Annotated in this window: 17 protein-coding genes and 1 pseudogene; 9 read left to right on the forward strand and 9 right to left on the reverse strand. The window is 59.5% G+C overall.

Annotated features, from left to right (window positions below):
* The 3 genes from C9413_RS33200 to C9413_RS09540 all read left to right on the forward strand — a co-directional run.
* Positions 1 to 217 (forward strand): AAA family ATPase (locus tag C9413_RS33200; protein ID WP_348648767.1); only part of this gene is annotated, 217 nt, incomplete at its 5' end.
* Positions 214 to 1,479: an adenosylmethionine--8-amino-7-oxononanoate transaminase gene (locus C9413_RS09535; RefSeq protein WP_040115707.1), complete on the forward strand. Its 1,266-nt coding sequence runs from the start codon at positions 214 to 216 to the stop codon at positions 1,477 to 1,479. The genes C9413_RS33200 and C9413_RS09535, both read left to right, overlap by 4 nt.
* Positions 1,476 to 2,465: a beta-ketoacyl-ACP synthase III gene (locus C9413_RS09540; RefSeq protein ID WP_040115706.1), complete on the forward strand. Its 990-nt coding sequence runs from the start codon at positions 1,476 to 1,478 to the stop codon at positions 2,463 to 2,465. Before C9413_RS09535 ends, C9413_RS09540 begins: the two co-directional genes overlap by 4 nt.
* Positions 2,466 to 2,503: 38 nt before the next feature.
* Here the strand turns inward: C9413_RS09540 and C9413_RS09545 are convergent, their stop codons facing one another.
* The 6 genes from C9413_RS09545 to C9413_RS09570 form a co-directional block, all read right to left on the reverse strand.
* Positions 2,504 to 3,490, reverse strand: a complete 987-nt coding sequence (locus C9413_RS09545) for an ABC transporter permease (RefSeq protein WP_040115705.1) — start codon at positions 3,488 to 3,490, stop codon at positions 2,504 to 2,506.
* Positions 3,487 to 4,467 carry an ABC transporter permease gene (locus tag C9413_RS09550; protein ID WP_170250400.1) on the reverse strand — a complete coding sequence of 327 codons (981 nt, stop codon included), beginning with the start codon at positions 4,465 to 4,467 and terminating at the stop codon, positions 3,487 to 3,489. The genes C9413_RS09545 and C9413_RS09550 overlap by 4 nt, the downstream gene beginning before the upstream one ends.
* The gene (locus tag C9413_RS09555) at positions 4,464 to 6,017 is read right to left on the reverse strand and encodes a sugar ABC transporter ATP-binding protein (RefSeq protein ID WP_040115703.1); all 1,554 of its coding nucleotides are present in this window, start codon (positions 6,015 to 6,017) and stop codon (positions 4,464 to 4,466) included. Before C9413_RS09555 ends, C9413_RS09550 begins: the two co-directional genes overlap by 4 nt.
* Before the next feature lie 79 nt (positions 6,018 to 6,096).
* Positions 6,097 to 7,221 (reverse strand): sugar ABC transporter substrate-binding protein, encoded by a 1,125-nt coding sequence (locus C9413_RS09560; protein ID WP_040115702.1) that lies wholly within the window; start codon positions 7,219 to 7,221, stop codon positions 6,097 to 6,099.
* A gap of 608 nt (positions 7,222 to 7,829) precedes the next feature.
* The gene (locus C9413_RS09565) at positions 7,830 to 9,197 is read right to left on the reverse strand and encodes a sigma-54 dependent transcriptional regulator (protein WP_040115701.1); all 1,368 of its coding nucleotides are present in this window, start codon (positions 9,195 to 9,197) and stop codon (positions 7,830 to 7,832) included.
* Positions 9,194 to 11,056 (reverse strand): ATP-binding protein, encoded by a 1,863-nt coding sequence (locus C9413_RS09570; RefSeq protein ID WP_170250401.1) that lies wholly within the window; start codon positions 11,054 to 11,056, stop codon positions 9,194 to 9,196. The genes C9413_RS09565 and C9413_RS09570 overlap by 4 nt, the downstream gene beginning before the upstream one ends.
* Positions 11,057 to 11,302: 246 nt before the next feature.
* Here C9413_RS09570 and C9413_RS09575 point away from each other — a divergent pair, with 246 nt between their 5' ends.
* Entirely contained in the window at positions 11,303 to 12,637 is a 1,335-nt protein-coding gene (locus tag C9413_RS09575) for a dicarboxylate/amino acid:cation symporter (protein ID WP_040115699.1), read from the forward strand.
* A gap of 355 nt (positions 12,638 to 12,992) precedes the next feature.
* Here the strand turns inward: C9413_RS09575 and kdgD are convergent, their stop codons facing one another.
* From kdgD to C9413_RS09590, 3 genes are all read right to left on the reverse strand, one after another.
* Positions 12,993 to 13,916, reverse strand: a complete 924-nt coding sequence (gene kdgD, locus C9413_RS09580) for a 5-dehydro-4-deoxyglucarate dehydratase (RefSeq protein WP_040115698.1) — start codon at positions 13,914 to 13,916, stop codon at positions 12,993 to 12,995.
* 47 nt (positions 13,917 to 13,963) lie between these two features.
* The gene (locus tag C9413_RS09585) at positions 13,964 to 14,944 is read right to left on the reverse strand and encodes a mannonate dehydratase (protein ID WP_040115697.1); all 981 of its coding nucleotides are present in this window, start codon (positions 14,942 to 14,944) and stop codon (positions 13,964 to 13,966) included.
* A gap of 68 nt (positions 14,945 to 15,012) precedes the next feature.
* The gene (locus tag C9413_RS09590) at positions 15,013 to 15,714 is read right to left on the reverse strand and encodes a FadR/GntR family transcriptional regulator (protein ID WP_040116614.1); all 702 of its coding nucleotides are present in this window, start codon (positions 15,712 to 15,714) and stop codon (positions 15,013 to 15,015) included.
* Between the two features lie 139 nt (positions 15,715 to 15,853).
* On the opposite strand from C9413_RS09590, the gene C9413_RS09595 reads away from it, so the two are divergent.
* The 5 genes and pseudogenes from C9413_RS09595 to C9413_RS09615 form a co-directional block, all read left to right on the forward strand.
* Positions 15,854 to 17,449: an ABC transporter substrate-binding protein gene (locus C9413_RS09595; protein ID WP_040115696.1), complete on the forward strand. Its 1,596-nt coding sequence runs from the start codon at positions 15,854 to 15,856 to the stop codon at positions 17,447 to 17,449.
* Between the two features lie 19 nt (positions 17,450 to 17,468).
* Positions 17,469 to 18,497, forward strand: a complete 1,029-nt coding sequence (locus tag C9413_RS09600; RefSeq protein WP_040115695.1) for an ABC transporter permease — start codon at positions 17,469 to 17,471, stop codon at positions 18,495 to 18,497.
* The gene (locus tag C9413_RS09605; protein WP_040115694.1) at positions 18,494 to 19,396 is read left to right on the forward strand and encodes an ABC transporter permease; all 903 of its coding nucleotides are present in this window, start codon (positions 18,494 to 18,496) and stop codon (positions 19,394 to 19,396) included. The genes C9413_RS09600 and C9413_RS09605 overlap by 4 nt, the downstream gene beginning before the upstream one ends.
* Complete coding sequence (locus C9413_RS09610) at positions 19,383 to 20,228, forward strand: ABC transporter ATP-binding protein (RefSeq protein ID WP_040115693.1); 846 nt, start codon at positions 19,383 to 19,385, stop codon at positions 20,226 to 20,228. The genes C9413_RS09605 and C9413_RS09610 overlap by 14 nt, the downstream gene beginning before the upstream one ends.
* Positions 20,225 to 20,650: pseudogene (locus tag C9413_RS09615) on the forward strand (ATP-binding cassette domain-containing protein); the annotation flags it as partial. The gene C9413_RS09610 and the pseudogene C9413_RS09615, both read left to right, overlap by 4 nt.
* Between the last annotated feature and the right edge of the window lie 53 nt (positions 20,651 to 20,703).

Here is a 20,703-nt window from a genome sequence, read left to right on the forward strand (position 1 = left end):
GCTGTCGCTAGAGGCGCTGAAGCACCGTGCGATGCCGATCCTCGGTGTTGCCTTCATCGGTGACGAGAACGCCGAAACGCAGCGGGTCATCGCCGAGATCGGAGGCATCCGGTCGCTTGGCCGCCTGCCGTGGTTGTCTGGTCCAACGCCCCAGACACTGCAGGAGGCTTTCGCCGAAAACATCGATATTGGACACATCAAGGCCGCCCTGACATGACGCATTCTCGCGTATGGCATCCCTTCACCCAGCACGCGCTCGAACCGCGCATGAAGCCGATCGTTGAGACGGCGGGCGCCTACCTTATCGATGAGGACGGCAATCATGTTCTTGACGCGATCTCATCCTGGTGGGTGATTACCCACGGCCATCGGCACCCTGCCATCATGAGCGCAATTGGCGCCGCCGCTGGGCGTTATGACCAGCTCATCTTCGCCGAATATACGCATGCGCCGGCCGAAGAGCTGGCTGAAGGGCTGATCGCCGTTGCGCCGCGCGGTCTGGCCCACGTCTTTTATTCCGACAGCGGATCGACCGCAGTCGAGGTCGCACTGAAGATGGCGCTCGGTTTTTTCCACAACAAAGGCGAGCGGCGCAATCGCATCGTCGTCATGGAACATGCCTATCACGGCGATACAATCGGCACGATGTCGGCCGGTGAGCGCGGTGTGTTCAACGCTGCCTACGAACCGCTGCTCTTTGCCGTTGACCGGCTGCCTTTCCCAGAGGCCGGCCGCGAGCAGGAAACTCTTGATGCCTTCGAAAGCTACTGCAGGTCGGGCGAAGTCGCAGCTCTTCTCATCGAGCCGCTCGTCCTCGGGGCGGGCGGCATGAAGATCTATGCGCCGTCGCTGCTTGCGAGCCTCAAGGAGGTTGCCGAGCGTTGCGGGACGCTTCTCATTGCCGATGAAGTGATGACCGGTTGGGGGCGCACTGGAACGCTTTTTGGCTGTGAGCAGGCAGCGATCACCCCGGATATCCTGTGTACGTCGAAAGGCCTGACGGGAGGTGCTTTACCGCTGGCGGCAACGTTGTGCACGGCGGAAATCTTCGACGCGCACCTCTCCACTGACCGCCGCAGAACCTTCTTTCATTCGAGTTCCTACACAGCCAATCCGATCGCCTGCGCAGCAGCGGTTGCCAATCTGTCCGTCTGGCGGGATGAGCCGGTGCAGGCGCGTCTTGAGGCTCTCTCGGAAGCGCATCGGGCACATCTGACCCGCTTCTCGAACGACCTGCGGTTCCGCAATGTTCGGCAGATCGGAACGATCGCGGCTCTTGATCTCGATGTCGAAGCGGGCGGATACTTGGCAGAGGTCGGGCCGAGGCTGCGCGCTTTCTTCCGCGAGCGTCACCTGCTCATCCGGCCGCTCGGCAACGTCGTCTACCTGATGCCGCCCTATTGCATCACGGCCAAGGAGCTCGATCGCGCCTATGAAGCGATCGAAGAAGCCGCCTTTCACTTCAGGGTGTCGGCATGACGGCGGCGAGGGCTTCGCGACTGGCGGGCTTCGGGCACAGTGTGCCGGCGCGACGGGTCGAAAACGGCGAGATTGAGAGGGCTCTTGGGCTGGAACCCGGCTGGATCGAACGCCGTACAGGCATTCGTGCCAGGCACTGGGCGCAAGAGGGCGACACTTTGAGCGGGCTTGCGGCCAGTGCCGGGGCCATGGCCCTTAGCGATGCCGGCGTCGACCGGGCCGAAATCGCCTTGACGCTGCTTGCAACCTCGACCCCTGACCATTTGCTGCCGCCGTCAGCGCCGCTGCTTGCCCATCGCCTCGGTCTTGCAAATTCCGGAGCGATCGATCTTGCAGGCGCCTGCTCGGGCTTTCTTTATGCGCTGACACTTGCCGACGGCTTTGTTCGAAGCCAGGCAAGACCGGTACTTGTCGTTGCCGCAAACATCTTGAGCCGGCGGATCAACCCGGCCGAACGCGCGAGCTCGGTACTGTTTGCCGACGCAGCTGGTGCGGTCGTGCTTTCACCATCGGTCGAGCCCAACACCGGTCTCCTCGGCGTCGATCTTACGTCCGATGGAAGCGGTTACGACCTGATCTCGATCGCTGCCGGCGGCAGCAACCGCCCGTTTGCGCCGGGGATGAGGGCGGAGGACTTTCTCATGACGATGCGCGACGGACGTGAGGTGTTTTCGCGTGCTGTCGAGATGATGACGGCTTCTTCGCTGCGGGCGCTCGAGCGCGCGGCCATGATCACGCCGAATATCAGCCGGTTCGTGCCGCACCAGGCCAATACGCGAATCTTCACCGCCGTGGGCGAGAAACTGGGTATTTCGGACGCCAAAACCGTCAGCACAATTGCCGACTTCGGCAATTCATCTGCCGCGACCATTGCCCTGTCACTGTCGATTGCCAAGGAGAAACGGCCGTTTGCATCGGGCGAGGCGGTGCTTCTAACGGCTGCGGGCGCCGGATTGACCGGTGGTGCCTTGGTTTTGGGATTTTGAGAGGTTGCCACCGGATAAATCCGCTAGGGCGCCGCCGATCACCGGTTGGCAGGGCTGCGGCCGTAAAGCAGCAGCATGGCGATGATGACCACGCCGTAGATGATCTGCCGTCCTGCCTCCGGCATCTGCATGACCGAGAGGATCGATTGCAGGAGGGTGATTAAGATCACGCCGGCGACTGTGCCGAGGTATGAGCCTCTGCCGCCGAGAATGGATGTTCCGCCGAGGACGACGGCGGCGATCGAGGGCAAAAGATAAGCATCACCCATCGATTGGGCCGCCTTCGACGCATAGCCGGCAAGCAGGCCGCCGCCAAAGGCGCTAAGGGCGCCGGAGGCGATGAAGGCGATCAGGACGATCCGGCGGGTGTTAATTCCGGAAAGGTAGGCCGCGCTCTCGCGGTTGCCGATGCCGTAGACGGAGCGGCCGAATGTCGTGCGCGTGAGGGCAAAGACCGTGCCGGCACCGATCAAGGCCCAGATGAGCACGGCATTGGGTATGCCGGGGAGAAGAAAGCCGGTTGCCAGATAACGCATGGCAGATGTAGCCGAATCCTGTGGCGAGAAACCACCAGTATAAAGGACCATCAACCCCTGAGCGACGGCGTTGGTCGCAAGCGTGATGATCATCGAAGGAATGCGCAGATAAGCGACGCCGATGCCGTTGGCCAGGCCGATTGCCATGCCGCAGACAATTCCGAAGGGAATAGCAAGCATCTCGCCAGCAGGGCCATATGCGGCCGCAGCACAAGCCATCATTCCGCCAACGGCGACCGACCAGGGAACGGAAAGATCGATCTGGCCGAGCAAGATGACGATCATCATTCCCGTGGCAATGACGCCAAGGAAGGATGCCACTTTCAACTGCTGCAGGAGATATTCGGGCGACAGGAAACTCGTCGAATAAAAACTGCCGATAATCAGCAAAAGAATGATGCAGCCGAAGGCCGTCGCGATCGCCGGATCGAGCCGCCGCACGATTTTAGGCAGAGAGCTCACCGGCTCTTCTCGCGTGACGTTGCTCATCCGAACCACTCCAGGCGATTGCGGACGCGGAACAATCCGAAGGCTCCGAGGCTGACGGCGACAAGCAGCACCACACCCTGGAACAGAGGCTGCCACAGCGGATCGAAATCGAAAACGAAAAGCAGGTCGCCGATGGTGCGGAAGGCGAGCGCTCCGAATATTGCACCGATCGCGCTGCCCTTGCCGCCAAAAAGGGATACGCCGCCAAGGACGACCGAGGCGATCGAGAAAAGCGTGTAGGCATTGCCGCTTGCAAGGGCTGCCTCGCCTGTGAAAGTGAAGAATGTGAGAAACAGACCGCCGATCGAGGCAAGAAGGCCGGCCAGGGCATAGGCAGTAAACTTGGCGCGGCGGATCGGTAGTCCGGACATATAGGCGGCGGTCTCCGACGAGCCGGATGCATAAGCCGTCCGTCCGATGATCGACCGGCTGAACGGCACCCAAATGATGAGAACGATGGCAGCCAGGGCAACCAGGCTGGCGGGCACAGTGCCGAATATCTTCCCGGTCATGAAATCTGCCAGTTCCTCATTGACCGAGCCGCCGGAAAGGGGCCGGGGGAGCAAGGAGTCCGCAGAGAACCCCGACCCCGTTGCGAGGGTGGCACACCCCGGCGGCAATCCCCCATAAAGGACGACCGGGCAGTTCAATGCCCCGCAAAAAACCCGGGTGGAAAGAACGGCGATCACGCCGAGGGCCGTTTCGATCGCCGTTCCAAGAACGATCCAGGAGGCCAGCGCATTGGTAAGGATGAAGATCATGCCGACAGATAGGTCGATGCCCGCCGTGATCACGACCAGCGTCTGCGCCATCGCGACAAAGGCAAGCAGGACACCCTTGTTGGCGGCGGTCTGCACGACGTTGGCCGTTAAACCGGCCGGATGGTTGGAGACATAGATGGCAAACATGACGAGGAAAATACCGGCTGCCATCAGCGTGCTGCGCCGTTCGTTTAACCGGTAACGCCATTCCTTCATGCCGCGCTCTCCGCCTTCTCGCCCTCGACATTGAGCGCGCTTGCGACCAAAGCATGCTGTGTAATGCCGTCGTCCTTCAGTTCGCGTACGATGCTGCCGTTATAAAACACGAGAACGCGATCGCAGCAGCCGATCAGTTCATCGTAATCCGTCGAATAAAAAAGGATGGCCGCGCCTGCTTCGGCAAGCCGCCGCAGCAACTGGTAAATTTCCTGTTTGGTGCCGACATCGATGCCGCGTGTGGGGTCGTTGAGCAGCACGATCCGAGGCCGGCGCATCAGCCACTTGGCAATGACGACCTTTTGCTGATTGCCGCCAGAAAGCGCGCCGACCGGAATGTCGAGGCCTGCCGTCTTGATCGCCAGCAACTGCACCATCTCGTCGATCAGCTGTTCTTCCATTTTCCGGTCTATGACGCCACCCTTGGATACCCGGTCCAGCACCGCGAAGGAGAGATTTTCCCGAACCGTCATCTCCAGCATCAATCCTTCGGTCTTGCGGTCCTCCGGGATCAGAGCCATGCCAATATGCTGTGAGCGTGCAACTGCCGGACTGGTGAGTGCGACGGGCTTGCCATTGACAAGGACGGAGCCGGTGGTGCCGCGAAGTACGCCGAAAAGGGCAAGCAGGATTTCGCGTTGTCCTTGCCCGTCCAGACCGCCAAGGCCGACCACCTCGCCTCTGCCGACGGTAAGAGAAATGTCGCGCAGGCTGTCCCCCCAGCAGAGCTTGCGGCACTCAAGAGCGGGGAGAGCCATATCGGTTGCCGCTCGCGCCGGCTTCGGCGGGAAGGCGCTGGAATATTCACGGCCGATCATCATTTCGACGATCTCGCTGCCGCTGCGCGTTCCGGCCGCAAAGCTCATGACATTGCGGCCATTGCGCAGAACAGTGCATTCATCGGCCAGTTCGGCGATCTCTTGCATGCGGTGTGAAATGTAAAGCAGCGCCAAGCCCTCTGATCGTAATCGCCTCAGGACGGAAAAAACCTTGGCGACATCAGCCGCCGTCAGCGCCGACGTTCCTTCGTCGAGAATAAGTATGCGCGGCTTCCATGCGAGCGCCTTGGCAATCTCGACCAGTTGCCGGCGCGACAATGACAGATCCTTGACCAGCGCCCGCGGATGAATGTCTTCGGCGCCTGCCCGGGCCAGCATCTCCTCGGCGATCGCACGCTGGGCCCTGCGGTTGACCAGGCCGAAATGGCGCGGCGGTGCGGCGATGCAGATGTTGTCGGCAACGCTCAGGTCGGGAATGAGCGAAAGCTCCTGAAATACACAGGTGACCCCGGCAGCGGAGGCTTCGGCGGGGGACCTGAAGCTGACCGGGCGTCCGTTCAGCAACATTTGGCCTTCATCGGGCGCGACGACACCTGCCATGATCTTGATAAGGGTCGATTTTCCGGCGCCATTCTCGCCGAGAATAGCGTGAATCCGCCCGGGTTTGACGGCAAGTTCGGCATTTTCCAGTGCGTGAACGCCGCCGTAACGCTTCGAAACACCGCTCATCTGGAAGAGGGGCGTTGCCGCCGGTATTTCTGATGTGATCATAAGGTTCCTCGAAACCGGTTTTTCTGGCGCGTCGCAGGTGCCCGCGGCGCGCCGTTCAAGCGAGCGGCTTGGACCCGGTCTACTGGTTTTCCTTCGACTGCCCCATGATCTCCTGCGCAGTGAAGTTGATGCCGCAGGTCGGGAAGGCATTGCCGACGAAGAAGTTGTCGGATTGATCGGGATAAAAGTCCTGGCCTTCCTTGAAATTGGGATCTTCAACGATTGCCAGCGGCAGCTTGATGGATTGCGGCACGACCTGTCCTTCAAGCGCAGCAATCGCCGTCTTGATGGCAACCGCCACCTGTGCGGGTCCCGTACCGGCCGACGAGCATTTCAGACCCTCAGCGGCATGCTTGGCGCAGAACTTGCGAAAGCCGTTTTCGGTCTCTCCCCCGAAAGGCACAAACGGATGTCCGGCATCGATCATCGCCTGTACGACGCCGGTATCGCCGCCCTGAGCGGTGATGCCGTCAAATTTCTTGTGCACGGCAATTGCGTCAGCGGTCGCCTTTTGTGCCGTCGGATCGTCCCACTTTCCGAGCACTTCGACGACATCCCATTTCTTGCCGGTCGCAGCAAAGGTTTCGTGAATACCGTTGTGACGGTCGGTATCGACCGAGGTGCCGGCAACGCCGCGCACTTCGAGAACCTTGCCGCCGTCAGGCAGGTGCTTCGCCAGCCAGTTTGCCCACAATACGCCGAGGCCCTTCTGATCGACGTTGACGTTGATTGCGTCTTCGGTGTCTAGGATGTTGTCGAAGGCGACCAGGATCACGCCGGCCTGCTTGGCGCGCTTGATGACCGGTCCGAATGCCGTCGGGTTCTGCGCGTTCACGACGATGGCGTCATAGCCTGAATCGATGAAGTTGTTGATTGCCGAAATCTGCGCGGGCACGTCCTCGCCGGTCGAAACGACCTTGAACTCCTTGAGTTTTGAGGCGACATCCGGCTGCGCGGCATAGGCTTTCGCCGTCTGGATCATCTGGATGCGCCAGGTATTGGCGATATAGCCGTTGGCGAGCGCTATGCGGTAGGGGCCGTCCTTCTTTGGAAACTTGAAGAACTTGGTTTCTGCCGCCCACGGCACGAAGCAGTCAGCTTCGGCCGCAGGCCCGCTGACGATTTCCGGCTCGGCAAGGGTCGTGGAGTGGGAAAGCGTGAATGCAGCCGCGGCCATGATGCCGCCGACCAATGTCTTGTACATCGAATCCTCCCATTGTTGCCGTGCTTGGATGGCATCGAATGGGTGTCGGCATCATCGACGTTCCGCTGCGGATTATTTCTGCAGTCGGGTGCCGGTCCGGCAAGGCATGTCGATACGCTATCCAGATGACGTCAGACGGGCTCCTCTCCCCTGCGTCATGCAGGCGATGCTAGCCCTGCCAACCATGATTGTAAAGCGGCCTGGGATGACCTGCTCTGTCAGGGATTCTTGGCGATTCAGAAGCATTGCATTTTTGAGCCATCGATGTCTAAACCGAGATTGATGGCGGGTCTTCTGCTTCGCCTTTCCGTGGCGCGGCCGTTTAAACCGGCAGTGGATATGCCGCAAGCTTGCGGCGCGGATGAAGGCTGTCTGTGTTCATGCGGCCCTTGTGGAAACACGGCCAGGCGCTTAACGGGGTTCTAGAGCTATTTGGAGGCATTGCGCATCAGGCAAAACGCGATGCAGCCATATTGCGTTTTCAATATTCCAAACACAAAGAGCTTGCGGAAGCGTTGCGCGGCAACCTCTGGCCGGCCGGTGTTGAGGCACCGCTATTGCCTGAACGGGCCGGACGCAGCCGCTCCGGTGGAACTTGCTACCTCCGTTTAAATCTGTCCGGATTTGGATGCTGCGAATTGACTGCGGACGATGCCGTGGCGCTGGAGCTTGTCGTAGAAAGTCTTGCGCGGTATGCCGAGCTCCGCAATCGTGCGGCGGACGTCGCCGCCATTGGCATCGAGCGCCTCACGGATGATGCTGGCCTCATAGCGGTCCAGTCGCTCGGGGAGCGGAAGCACTTCGCCTGTCTCAGGTGCCGACGGCGGCGCACTTGCCGGTAGCTGCTCAACGCCGAGGACGAAGCGTTCGGCAAAGTGCGACAGCTCGCGCACGTTGCCTGGCCAGGCGTGACCCTGCAAATGACGTTGAACGGCTGACGAGATGGCCGGAACTTCGCGTTTGAACCGGGACGCTGCGCGTTCGGCAAAATGGCCGAAGAGGAGGGGGATGTCGTCTCGGCGTTCTCTCAGCGGCGGGATCGAGATCGTGACCACATTGAGCCGATAATAGAGATCCTCACGAAAATCCCCACGCTGTTCCGGGTCTCCCAGATCCACCTTTGCGGCGGCGACGACGCGCAGGTCGACGGGCCTGACCTCATTGGTGCCGAGCGGCGTCACTTCCCGCATCTCGAGAACGCGCAGCATGTGCACCTGGGTCGATGGAGGCATGCTCTCGATCTCGTCGAGAAAAAGCGTGCCGCCGCTTGCATGCTCGATGCGCCCGACGCGCTTCTTTTGCGCTCCGGTAAAGGCGCCGGGCTCATGGCCGAAGAGCTCGCTCTCTATGACCGTCTCGGGCAGCGCCCCGCAGTTGAGCGCAACGAAATTGCCCGACGCTCTGCGGCTCCATCGATGCAGCAAGCTGGCGACCACCTCCTTGCCGCTGCCGGTCTCGCCTGTGACGAGCACGTCGACCTCGGTATCGGCGATCTGGCGCAAGGTGCGGCGCAGCCGCTCCATGGTCGGTGTCTGGCCGATTAGCGGCAGGTCGTCCCGAGCTTGGTCGGCGGCCCGGCGGAGCGCCCTATTCTCCAGAACGAGGCCGCGTTTTTCCAGCGCCCGCTTGACTGCTTGCACAAGCCTTTCGGTTGCAAACGGTTTGGTGATGAAGTCGTAGGCGCCGTCCTGAATGGCCTTCACCGCCATTGGAATATCGCCGTGGCCGGTGACCAGGATGACCGGCAGGTCCTCATCTTCCTTCCGCACGCGATCGAAAAGCTGCAGGCCGTCAATCTGTGGCATGCGGATATCGGAAACGACCGCGCCTGCAAAATCGGCGTTAAGGGCACCGAGCGCTTCGCTTGCCACCGAAAAGGCTGAAACTTTAAAGCCAGCAAGCTCCAAGGTTTGCTTGGTCGCCCGAAGAAGGTCCTTGTCATCGTCGATGAGAAAGATCGATAACGCATCCCTCATGCCTTTGCCCTCATAAGGTGGACTGTAAAACATGTGCCTTTGGCGCTGCTTGTGACATCGATCCGGCCGCCGTAATCGGCAACAATGTCCTTTGAAATGACAAGCCCGAGGCCCAAACCTTTTTCCTTGGATGTATGGAACGGTGTAAAAAGAGTGTCGAGAATTGCTGGTGGAATGCCGGGTCCATTATCCGAAACGGCGATGGCGACCTGCTCAGGCGTTTCCGCAACAGATATCTCCACCTTCGCGTCGTCGCGGCCTTCGAGCGCTTCAAGGGCGTTCTGGAAGAGATTGATCAGGATTTGCTCCAGCCGGATTCGATTGCCCATGACGAAGAGACCCGGTGGCGGCATTTGGATGTCGAGTGCGTTCAACTGCCCGGCAAACCGGCTCTTCAGCAAGACGACGGCGCCCTCGATGATGCTGCTAAGCTCAACGGGTTCGGCAGCCGTCCTCCCCTTGCGCGCAAAGGCTTTCAATTCCTCGGTTATCGTGCCGATTCTTTCAGTGAGCTGAGCAATGGCGCCTAAGTTCTCCTCGGCCGGATTTGGCTCTTTGCGCTGGAGGAAGACGCGGGCGTTATCTGCGTAAGCGCGGATCGTGGCAACCGGCTGATTGATCTCATGGGCGACGCCGGCTGCAACCTGCCCAAGGATGGCGAGCCGGTTCGCCTGCACGAGTTCCTGTTGCACGATTTGCAGCTTCGCCTCCGTATCGCGATGATCGGAAATTTCCGCCTGCAAGCGATCGCGAGCGCGACTCAATTCATCTGTCCTGGCAACGACCCGGCGCTCCAGTTCCTCGCGCATGGCCCGTTCGCTGGCGATCCTCATCACGGAGACCTGCCGCCGTCTCAGCAAAAAGGCCGCGATTGCGAAAATGGGCAGCAAAAACGCCAGTGCGAGGAGCCGCAGCTCCCGTACGGCCGACGCGACCGGCATTTCGGTTGGAACTAAATATTCCAGCCGCCATGGCGTTGTCGGAACGGCCGCAAAGAAGCGTAGATACTGGGCCTCTCCGCCGCCGGGCAGGACGGCAGAAACAATGGATGCGTCCGGGCTGATGGTTGAGGGATGCATGATGGGAAGCTCTGCCAGCGGCGCATCTCCGAACTGCAGACTGCTTCGAATGGATGCAAGATCCTGCCGCGGGACCGGCCCGGTGGTCATGAAACGCCAGGAAGGAATGCTCGTGATCAGAACGACCCCATGGTTGTCCGTCACGTAAACGGGCCTGCTTGCGTCACGCCAGTCGTTTTCGAGGCGGTTGAATTCCATTTTGACGACCACGACGCCGAGCGGAGCAGCCGCGCTGCCGACCCTGCGCGAGATGTAAAGGCCGGGACGTTTGCTGACGCTGCCAAGCGCGAAGTGTTCAGCCGTGCCTTGCTCCATTGCGCGACGGAAATAGTCACGGAACGCGTAGTCGTTTCCGACGAAACTGATCGGCTCGCGCCAGTTGCTTGAGGAGACGGCTATCCCGTCCGGACCGATGACATAAAGAACGGCGGCTTGCGTGCCGGTGACGAGCCGCTCCAGCTTGCGGTTCAAGAGATCGGTCGTGTCGCTCTTTGCAGACGAAAGGGCGTCGAGAACCTGTTGATCCTCCGAAAGAAGAAGCGGTAGGGCGCGAGGGGGCTCCAAAACGGCCGTCAGCAAAGCGACCTTGAGATTGGCGTCGGTGCGGGCCTGGGTTTCCAGCCCTTCGATCGCCGACCGGCGCCCGTAAAGTTCGGCGCCTACGAGCGCTGCCGCAATCAGAATCGCGGAGGCAGCTAAGAACAGGATCCAGGCACGGCGCGCCTGCCAAATGACGTCCGGGGGCGTTCGAACGTTGTCTGTGGTTGATCGCTGAAGCATGACGGAGAATGTGCGCAATCTCGCACAAGGGTCAAATCACTTTGTGCGAAAAGACGCCCAAGCGAGCTTGCTTTCGCGCGTGACTTTTCAAGAAGATGCGAGAAAACAGCGTCTTAGAGACGCAAAAGCAAACTGGCACGCCTGTTGCAAAGTGTCTGCAAACAGCCGGGTGGCTGTTGAATTACCAGAATCCGCATCATCCGCCCCGGGAGGCCATTGTCGGTTTGGGGCTTTATGGAGGACACTATGGGTGTAGCAATTCAAGCCGCGCCGGCGCGCGGCAAAGTTCCATTCTACCGGCATCTCTATGTGCAGGTCGTTTTCGCCATCTGTGCAGGCATGCTGCTCGGGCACTTCTACCCCGAGGTCGGCACGGCACTGAAACCGCTTGGCGATGCCTTTATCAAGCTCGTCAAGATGATCATCGCACCGGTCATTTTCCTGACGGTGGCAACCGGTATCGCCGGCATGTCCGATCTGCACAAGGTCGGGCGCGTCGCCGCCAAGGCGATGATCTACTTCCTCGTCTTTTCGACGCTCGCACTTGCCGTCGGTCTTGTCGTTTCCAACGTCATCCAGCCGGGTGCGGGCATGCATATCGATCCGGCCACGCTCGACGCCAAGGCGGTTGCGACCTATGCCGAAAAAGCCCATGACTCGACCATTACCGGCTTCTTGATGAACATCATCCCGACGACCATCGTCGGTGCTTTCGCCGACGGCGACATCCTGCAGGTGCTGTTCTTCTCGGTGCTGTTCGGTATTGCGCTCGCCATGGTCGGCGACCGCGGCCGGCCGGTCGTGGATTTCCTGCAGGCTTTGACGACGCCGATCTTCCGCCTCGTGGCGATCCTGATGAAGGCGGCCCCCATCGGAGCCTTCGGTGCGATGGCCTTTACGATCGGCAAATATGGCATCGGTTCGATCGCCAATCTTGCCATGCTTATCGGCACCTTCTATCTGACATCGCTGCTTTTCGTGCTTGTCGTGCTTGGCGGGGTTGCCCGCTACAACGGCTTCTCGATCCTGGCGCTGATCCGCTACATCAAGGAAGAACTGCTGCTTGTTCTGGGAACGTCGTCGTCGGAAGCAGCCCTTCCGGGCCTCATGGCGAAGATGGAACAAGCCGGCTGCAAGCGCTCCGTCGTCGGGCTGGTGATCCCGACCGGCTATTCCTTCAATCTCGACGGAACCAACATCTATATGACGCTGGCAGCGCTATTCATCGCCCAGGCGACAGACACGCCGCTGTCTTTCGCCGATCAGATCCTGCTCTTGCTGGTCGCCATGCTGAGCTCGAAGGGTGCTGCAGGCATCACCGGTGCCGGCTTCATCACACTCGCTGCCACGCTCTCGGTCGTTCCGTCGGTTCCCGTCGCCGGCATGGCGCTCATCCTCGGCATCGACCGCTTCATGTCGGAATGCCGCGCGTTGACGAACTTCGTCGGAAACGCAGTCGCCACCGTTGTCGTCGCGCGGTGGGAGAACGAATTGGACCAGACAAAGTTTGCTGCGGCAATGGCCGGTGAGCTGCCGGAGAATGGTGACGTGACCGTGCCGGCACTGCAGGCTGCCGAATAAAGACTGAGCTGTCACTGATCGAGACGTCGCCGCGCTCTGAAGAGGGCGCGGCTTTCCGCCTCTACAAAGGCGAAAAAGGCAGCATTCTCTGGTTCGTCAATCCGCGCAACGCGCAGGCGACAGGGGTCGAGCTTGCCGGGGAATGGGAGCGTTTTACTGGCGAAAGAGCGATGGCCCATCGGCTGGAGCCATGATGGCGGCCGGATCGAAATTTCCCCGCGCGATGTGCTGATCCTGCCGTTGGGCTAAAAGTCTGGTCAGCAGACGGCCGCGCGGGTCCAATTATGCCGCGCGGCCGTTCTTGAAGAGGTGGTTCAGGACGGCTGGGAGGGCACCGTATAGCCCTGCTGCCTCTTCATTCCGCTGCGATTTTCTCGATGTCGTTTGCCCGAACGATGCGCTCAAGCAGCGCCGTCTCTTCCGGACTGAGATCAATAAGCGGCGGGCGGACGGGGCCGGGATCCCGGTCAAGCACCCGCAGGCCGGCCTTGATAATCGAGACCGCGTAACCTTTCTTGCGATTGCGCAGCGCCACAAAGGGAAAGAAGAAATTCTTCAAGATCTCGTCGACAACAGGCTGATTGCCTGAGCGGAGTGCCTGATAGAAACGCTGGGCGAGCGCCGGTACGAAATTGAACACGGCCGAGGAGTAAGTGGTGACGCCGGCCGCAAAATAGGCCTGCGCATACACCTCATGTGTCGGCATGCCGCCGACATAGACCAGACGGTCCTGAAGCTTGGTTGTGATCTCGATCACCTTGTCGACATCACCAACGCCGTCTTTAAAGCCGACGAGGTTCGGGCACTCATCGCAAAGCCTTGCAATGCTGTCGGCGGTCAAGACCGCATTATCACGGTTATAGACGATGACACCGATGCCGACCGATTTGCAGACGGCCCTTACATGGTTGATGAGGCCGGCTTGTTCGCTGAACATCAGATAGGGCGGCAAAAGCAATAGACCGTCTGCGCCGGCTTTTTCGGCTGATTTGGCGATGTCGATTGCAAGCGAGGTGCCGTATCCGGCGCCAGAGATGATCGGTGTTTTCCCTGCCGATCCTTTTGCCGCCGCCACGACGGAAGGAATTTCCTGCGGGTTGAGGGAAAAGAATTCGCCTGTACCGCCCGCGGCGAACAATGCGGCTGCGTCATAGCCGGCCAGCCATTCGATGTGTTTGCGGTAAGCATCCTCGTCGAATTTGAGATCTTGCTGGAAATGTGTGACCGGGAAGGAGAGGAGTCCGCTGCCCACCGCTCGCTTGAGTTCAATTGGATCCATTGTTCATTCCTGTTTGATGTTCATTGATGAAGGGATGCGGAATCGGCTTAAACGGACGCTGTCTCAAGCGCTTCGATGAGCGCTGCGATGTAGCCGTAGCAAAAGGCAAAGGCGACGCCGGAAGGATCCCTGCCGCTGATCGTCGGGACGTGGTCGGGCATCAGCATGTATTTGTAGCCGACCTCTTTGTAGACCCGTGCAGAGCGGACCATGTCCATGTCGCCCTCGTCGGGAAAGGTTTCCATGAAGGACAGTTTTCCGCCTCTGATATTGCGGAAGTGGACATTGAAGATTTTTCCGCGCGTTCCGAACCAGCGGATGATGTCATCGATTTCTTCACGCGGGTTCTCAAGCATCTCGCCGATCGACCCCTGGCAGAAATTCAGTCCGTGATAGGGGCTTTCGTGCATGGTCACGAATTTCTTCAGGCCGTCGACCGTCCCAAGGACGCGGGTGACGCCGCGATAGCCGGGGGGCGTGTAGGGATCATGCGGATGGCAGGCGAGCCGCACGCGATTGGTTTCGGCAACCGGCACGACGCGTTTGAGGAAATAATCGATTCTTTCCCAGTTTTCGTCCTCGGAAAGCTCCCCGGCAAGGCCCGGCGCCGCCGCCTGATCGGCTTTTTCCCAGCGAAAGGCCTCGTTCATCGAGCCGCCGCGGCCCAGTTCCATTGGCGTGCGGGGAATTCCGATCAGATTGAGGTTGTACTTCGCCGCTGGAATGCCTGCGGCGCCAATATCCTCGATCAGTTTGCAAACGGCATCGATCTGACGATCACGCTTGGGACCGGCAAGAAGAATATCTGGATAAGAGGCGTTCTCGATTGGCCGCGAGGGAAGGGGCAGCTGGACCATATCGAGAACCAAGCCGAAGCTCTCGACCTTGTCGCGGTGGCGTTCCAAATCATCAAGGGTCCAGCTCGCAGGCGATCCGGGTGGGTCGGCGCAGATATGCTTCAGCCCGAGCTGCGCGAAAACACGAAAATCGTCGTCGTCCCGAACCGCGACCTGGGTTCCAACATACATGTTTGAAATCCTCTCTAATTCAATAATGTCATATGACATAATATGAATTTTGAGAGGTGTCGAGTATCTTATTGCTGTTCGGCCAGCATCCGGTAGCGCCGCTGGCTGGCAAGCAAATGCGCGCGCATGGCCTGCCGGGCACGCTCGGGCTCCTGATCCGCAATGGCCTCCAGGATCTCGATGTGTTCTGCGTGGACCTTGTCGAGGTAGGCGCGATCATGGGCTTCGGGCAGCGTCGGGAACTGCCCTCTGGGGATGGCGCGAGGCCCGAAATGCCGCAAAACGTCGACATAGAATCGGTTATTCGTCGCCGCTGCGATCGCCATGTGAAACTCGTAATCTGCTTCGACCGTGGGGGCGCCATCTTCGATCATCTGCGCCATCTTGCGGTTGGCTGCGCGGATCGCAGCCTCTTGTTCAGCTGTTCTTCGATAGGCCGCAATGGCTGCCGCTTCTCCCTCTGCGGCCATGCGAAATTCAAGCAATTCAAGAGTTTCCGGGATGCTCTTGATTTCTACCGGCGTCAACGAAAACGCCTTTTGTGCGGATGGATTGCTGACGAACACTCCCTTTCCCTGGATCGGCCGGACATAGCCGGCTGAGCGAAGATCCGCGATGGCTTCGCGAACAACGGTCCGGCTTACGCCGAAAGTCGCCTCCAGTTGCGGCTCGGTGGGCAACTGGTCGCCCTCTTTGAGCTTTCCTGATTCGATCTGGGCCCGCATCTGATCGATCAACTGCTGTGCAAGTCTTTCTCGGCTCCGTCGCATTCTCAAATCCCAACCCTCGCAGCGCCTGTCGCAAATGCCCATGGGCGGCTCTTGCCAACCCGCGGGAAGTTCTGTAAATCATAATACGACATACCGATGACATAATATGTCTTCTATAGTAGACCAGGGAGGAATTGAAATGAAGCATTTTCGTAAGGGGCTATTCGTTGGAGCCGCCATCAGCTTGCTGGCGCTGACTGCTTCTGCCGCCGTAGCCGAAACGCCGAAGGACCAACTCGTCATCGGCACGTCGCTTGCCCAGGTGTTGTCGCTTGATCCGCAGCAGGCGACGGAAGGCAAGGCCAATGAAATCATGTGCAATCTCTATGACCGTCTGGTCCTGGCGACGCCGGGGGGGAAGATCGCGCCGCAACTGGCAGAGAGCTGGGCGATCGATGACAAAGGGATCACGTTCAAGCTCAGGGAGGCGGCGTTTGCCTCCGGTAATCCGGTGACATCCAAGGATGTTGTTTTTTCGCTGACGCGTCTCCTCAAGATGAACCAGGCGGCTGCGGCCAACCTGAAGCGGGTCGGCTACAATGCCGACAATGTTGAAAAGCTGGTGACGGCACCCGATGAGCGGACAGTGCGCATTGATCTTTCGGGCGAGGTTACCCCGGAATTGCTTCTCTATCGTCTCGCCATGGTGACCACCAGCGTTGTGGACAGCGTCGAGGTTGAAAAGCACGTCAAGGATAACGACTATGGAAACGCGTGGCTGCGCACGAACTCTGCCGGTTCGGGGCCCTTCACGCTCAATCGCTGGACACCCAACGAAATCGTCATCCTGGACGTCAACAAGGATTATGTCGGAGGCGAACCGAAGATGCGGCGCGTCGTTATCCGGCATGTTCCCGAAAGCCAGGTCGAGCGCCTGATGCTGGAGCGCGGCGACATCGACATTGCAAGCGCATTGAGCGCATCTGACCTTGCGACGTTTCAAGATAAGCAGGGATTCCAAATTCAGCGCGTGCCGACCGGGGGGTTCTATGTGCTGTCCATGAATGCCGGAAACCAATATCTATCTCATCCAAAGGTCCGCGAGGCGATTGCCTACGGCATCGATTATGCCGGCATCGAAAAGACCATCATGGGGCCTTACGGCAGGGTGCGGACGGTGCCGGTGCCGGAGAATTACGAATATGCCATTTCGAGCCCCGACTGGCATCTCGATGTTGAAAAGGCCAAGTCGCTGCTGGCGGAGGCCGGGTTCAAGGATGGCTTTTCGCTATCCTTGAAGACGATCGCGCAGACGCCGCGTATCGATCTTGCAACAGCTATCCAGGCCTCGCTTGCGCAGATCGGCATCAAGGTCAATATCCAGCAGGGTAATGGATCGGAGATCATCGCGGCCCACCGTGCCCGCGATTTCGACCTCTTGATCCCGCAGACAGGCGCCTACATGCCGAACGTCCTTGGCTCGATGGAGCAGTTCTCCAGCAATCCGGACAATTCGAAGGAGGCAAACAACGCCGGCAACTTCGTCTGGCGCTCGGCCTGGGATATCCCGGAACTGACGAAGCTGACCGCAAAGGCTTCGCTGGAGCCGGATGCCAAGAAACGCGGCGAGCTTTATGTCGAAATGCAAAAGATGTTCGTCGACCTCAAACCGGCGGTGCTGCCGCTCTTCGAGCGTTATGAGCCGATCGTTCTTAATGCGCGCGTTAAAGACTATGTCGGCCACCCGAACATGACGACCCGACTCGAAGCCGTGACCAAGGCAGAAACCGAATAACCGACGCAGGCAGCCGATCATGAAGGAATTGTCCACGAGTGAGCTTGGAAGGCGCGTCCTTCAACTCATCGTCAGTCTGTTCATACTGCTTTGCGTCACCTTCGTGATCGGCCGCGTCATGCCCGCCGATCCCGTCGGCGCAGTGGTCGGCGAGCTTGCCGACCCTGCCGCCTACGCGGCGATGCGCGCGCGCCTTGGGCTTGATTTGCCCCTTTATCAGCAGTTCTTCATTTATCTGACGGGCTTGCTGCAGGGTGATTTCGGAACGGCAATCCTGACGGGCAATCCCGTTTCGAAGGATCTGGCGCAGGCATTTCCGGCAACGTTTGAGCTTGCCACCCTGGCGGTCATCATATCGACATTCATAGGTGTGCCGCTCGGACTTGCGGCAGCACTTTTCCGCGACAGCTGGATCGACAAGACGGCGCGGGTCGTGGCCCTCGTCGGTCATTCGATACCGGTCTTCTGGTTCGGTATCGTTGGGCTTGTGATTTTCTATGCCGGGCTTAACTGGGTCGGCGGTCCGGGCAGGGTCGATGTCTATTACGAGGGTATCGTAACCCCAAGGACCGGTCTGATGCTGGTGGACAGCCTGCTTGAAGGCGAGCCCGAAATTTTCTGGAATGCGCTCTCGCATATCATTCTGCCAGCCATCATCCTTGCTTACGCGGCGATGGCATACATCACCCGCATGACTCGCAGCTTTACACTTGAGCAGCTCAATCAGGACTATGTCATTGCAGCGCGAGCCAAAGGGGTCGGACCGGCGAATACGGTGATCGGTCATGTTCTGCCGAACATTGCCGTGCAGTTGATCACCGTCCTTGCGATTTCCTATGGAAATCTTCTTGAAGGCGCCGTCGTGACCGAGATCGTCTTCTCATGGCCGGGGATCGGTCAATACATGACGAATGCGTTGATGATCGGCGATATGAACGCCATCCTGGCCGCTACAATCATCGTTGGCTTCATCTTCATGTTCCTCAATTTTGTAGCAGACATTGCCTATGCACTTCTTGATCCGCGCACCCGGGAGGCCACCCAATGACCGACGCGCTCCACTCTCAAAGCGAGATCAGGCGGCCGCCAATCCCGGCCCGCATCGCCGCCTCGCTCGCTCGCGCCGGACGCCAGCTTGCCGACGAGCCGCTCGGTCTTTCCGGCTTCCTCATTCTCGCCGTGCTTTGCATCGTTGCAATCATTGCGCCGGCGCTTGCGCCTTATGATCCAAATGTCCAAATGCTGAGTGATGCACTGCAGCCGCCCAGCCTTGCACATCTTGCAGGGACCGATGAGTTTGGACGCGATATCTTCAGTCGCCTCGTCTATGGGACAAGGATCACCATTCAGACGGTTCTCTCGATATCCATAATCGTCGGCCCTGTGGGTTTGCTCATCGGCATCGTATCCGGCTTTTTCGGCGGCCGGACAGATGCAATCTTGATGCGTGCAACCGATATCGTCCTGTCCTTTCCCTCGCTGATCCTTGCCCTTGCGTTTGCCGCCGCGCTTGGAGCGGGATTGAACACGGCGATCATCGCGATCTCCTTAACGGCCTGGCCGCCGATTGCCCGGCTGGCCCGAGCCGAGGCCTTGGTCGTCCGCAACGCCGATTACGTCGCCGCAGCCCGCCTTTACGGAGCGTCTTCCTTGAGAATACTGCTTCTCTACATCGCACCCATGTGCGTCCCCTCGGTGATCGTGCGCCTGACGCTCAATATGGCCGGCATCATCCTGACGGCGGCATCGCTCGGCTTCCTCGGGCTTGGCGCGCAGCCGCCGGCGCCCGAATGGGGCGCGATGATATCAAGCGGACGCAAGTTCATGCTCGATTACTGGTGGGTTGCCGTCATGCCGGGCATTGCCATCTTGCTCACGAGCCTCGCCTTCAACATCGCCGGCGATACGCTGCGCGATATCCTGGATCCGCGCCATGCAAGATCGTGAAACCTCAACCATCCTTTCCGTCCGGAATTTGAACGTGCGCTTTGGGCGCAGTTCAATACCGGCCGTCAGCGAAGTCAGCTTCGACCTGGGGCGGGAAAGGCTAGGGATTGTGGGCGAATCCGGTTCCGGAAAATCGACAACTGGACGGGCGATCATGCGCCTTCTTTCGCCGAGCGCCGAGATCTCGGCGGAGCGTTTCGATCTTGCCGGCAGTCCGCTGCTTGAAAAGACCGAACGGCAGATGGGTGCACTGCGCGGCAAGGAGATGGCGCTTATCATGCAAGATCCACGCTATTCGCTTAATCCGGTGCTGACCATCGGCAGACAGGTGGCGGAGGCGGCAAGGATTCATCTTGGCCTTGGTCGCGCTCAAGCGATGGAGAGTGCAAGAAGCATGCTCCATCGCGTCAGGATCAGTGATGCAGACCGCGTCATGGCACTTTACCCGCATCAGATATCCGGCGGCATGGGTCAGCGCGTGATGATTGCGATGATGCTGCTTGCCAAGCCGAAGCTGGTCATTGCCGACGAGCCCACGTCGGCACTCGATGTCAGTGTCAGGAAGGACGTCCTCGTTCTGCTCGACGAACTGGTGCGGGAAAATGATTCCGGCCTCATCCTCATCAGCCACGATATCCGCATGGTCGCAGCTTTCTGCGAGCGGATCCTGGTCATGTATGCAGGTCGTGTCGTTGAGACGCTCACGAGCCTCGATGACGCCCGGCATCCCTATACGCGTGGCCTGATTGCGGCGCTTCCCGACCCCCGTCATCCGGTCCGCAGATTGAAAGTACTGGACAGGAAGGCATTGGAAGCAGAGGCGGCGCAATGATCAGGATCAGCAATCTCGATGTTGTCTATGGTGCGGGCAAAACGCGTAACCACGTCGTAAAAGGGGTAGGCTTTGAGGTCGGCAGGGGCCAAACGCTGGGCATCGTCGGAGAATCCGGCTGCGGCAAATCAACGGTCCTGCGGTCTCTAGCCGGTATCGAGCAAGGATGGACGGGTTCTATAGAACTCGACGGCAAGGCAATCGGAAAGATCCGGTCGCGAAATGAGCTGAAGTGCGCGCAAATGGTGTTTCAGGATCCCTATGGTTCGCTTCATCCGCGTCATCGCATCGGAACGGCCCTGGCCGAGCCTCTCCGCTCGATGGGACACGGTGATGGCTGGTCTGCCGTCCAAAAGGCGCTGCGGCAGGTAGGACTGCCCGAAAGCTTTGCCAATCGGTTTCCCCATGCTCTGCCGGCGGTCTAGCGTGAGACCGTCGCCATTTCCCGGGGTCTTATCCAGTCGCCACCGATCTT

The organism is Rhizobium sp. SEMIA 4085, from assembly GCF_013004495.1.
Taxonomy (GTDB): Bacteria; Pseudomonadota; Alphaproteobacteria; order Rhizobiales; family Rhizobiaceae; genus Rhizobium; species Rhizobium gallicum.

Excerpts from the sequence above, each read along its gene's own strand:
- C9413_RS09535 (WP_040115707.1), top strand. The coding sequence starts at position 214 with ATGACGCATTCTCGCGTATGGCATCCCTTCACCCAGCACGCGCTCGAA.
- C9413_RS09540 (WP_040115706.1), top strand. The coding sequence starts at position 1,476 with ATGACGGCGGCGAGGGCTTCGCGACTGGCGGGCTTCGGGCACAGTGTG.
- C9413_RS09545 (WP_040115705.1), bottom strand. The coding sequence starts at position 3,490 with ATGAGCAACGTCACGCGAGAAGAGCCGGTGAGCTCTCTGCCTAAAATC.
- C9413_RS09550 (WP_170250400.1), bottom strand. The coding sequence starts at position 4,467 with ATGAAGGAATGGCGTTACCGGTTAAACGAACGGCGCAGCACGCTGATG.
- C9413_RS09555 (WP_040115703.1), bottom strand. The coding sequence starts at position 6,017 with ATGATCACATCAGAAATACCGGCGGCAACGCCCCTCTTCCAGATGAGC.
- C9413_RS09560 (WP_040115702.1), bottom strand. The coding sequence starts at position 7,221 with ATGTACAAGACATTGGTCGGCGGCATCATGGCCGCGGCTGCATTCACG.
- C9413_RS09565 (WP_040115701.1), bottom strand. The coding sequence starts at position 9,197 with ATGAGGGATGCGTTATCGATCTTTCTCATCGACGATGACAAGGACCTT.
- C9413_RS09570 (WP_170250401.1), bottom strand. The coding sequence starts at position 11,056 with ATGCTTCAGCGATCAACCACAGACAACGTTCGAACGCCCCCGGACGTC.
- C9413_RS09575 (WP_040115699.1), top strand. The coding sequence starts at position 11,303 with ATGGGTGTAGCAATTCAAGCCGCGCCGGCGCGCGGCAAAGTTCCATTC.
- kdgD (WP_040115698.1), bottom strand. The coding sequence starts at position 13,916 with ATGGATCCAATTGAACTCAAGCGAGCGGTGGGCAGCGGACTCCTCTCC.
- C9413_RS09585 (WP_040115697.1), bottom strand. The coding sequence starts at position 14,944 with ATGTATGTTGGAACCCAGGTCGCGGTTCGGGACGACGACGATTTTCGT.
- C9413_RS09590 (WP_040116614.1), bottom strand. The coding sequence starts at position 15,714 with ATGCGACGGAGCCGAGAAAGACTTGCACAGCAGTTGATCGATCAGATG.
- C9413_RS09595 (WP_040115696.1), top strand. The coding sequence starts at position 15,854 with ATGAAGCATTTTCGTAAGGGGCTATTCGTTGGAGCCGCCATCAGCTTG.
- C9413_RS09600 (WP_040115695.1), top strand. The coding sequence starts at position 17,469 with ATGAAGGAATTGTCCACGAGTGAGCTTGGAAGGCGCGTCCTTCAACTC.
- C9413_RS09605 (WP_040115694.1), top strand. The coding sequence starts at position 18,494 with ATGACCGACGCGCTCCACTCTCAAAGCGAGATCAGGCGGCCGCCAATC.
- C9413_RS09610 (WP_040115693.1), top strand. The coding sequence starts at position 19,383 with ATGCAAGATCGTGAAACCTCAACCATCCTTTCCGTCCGGAATTTGAAC.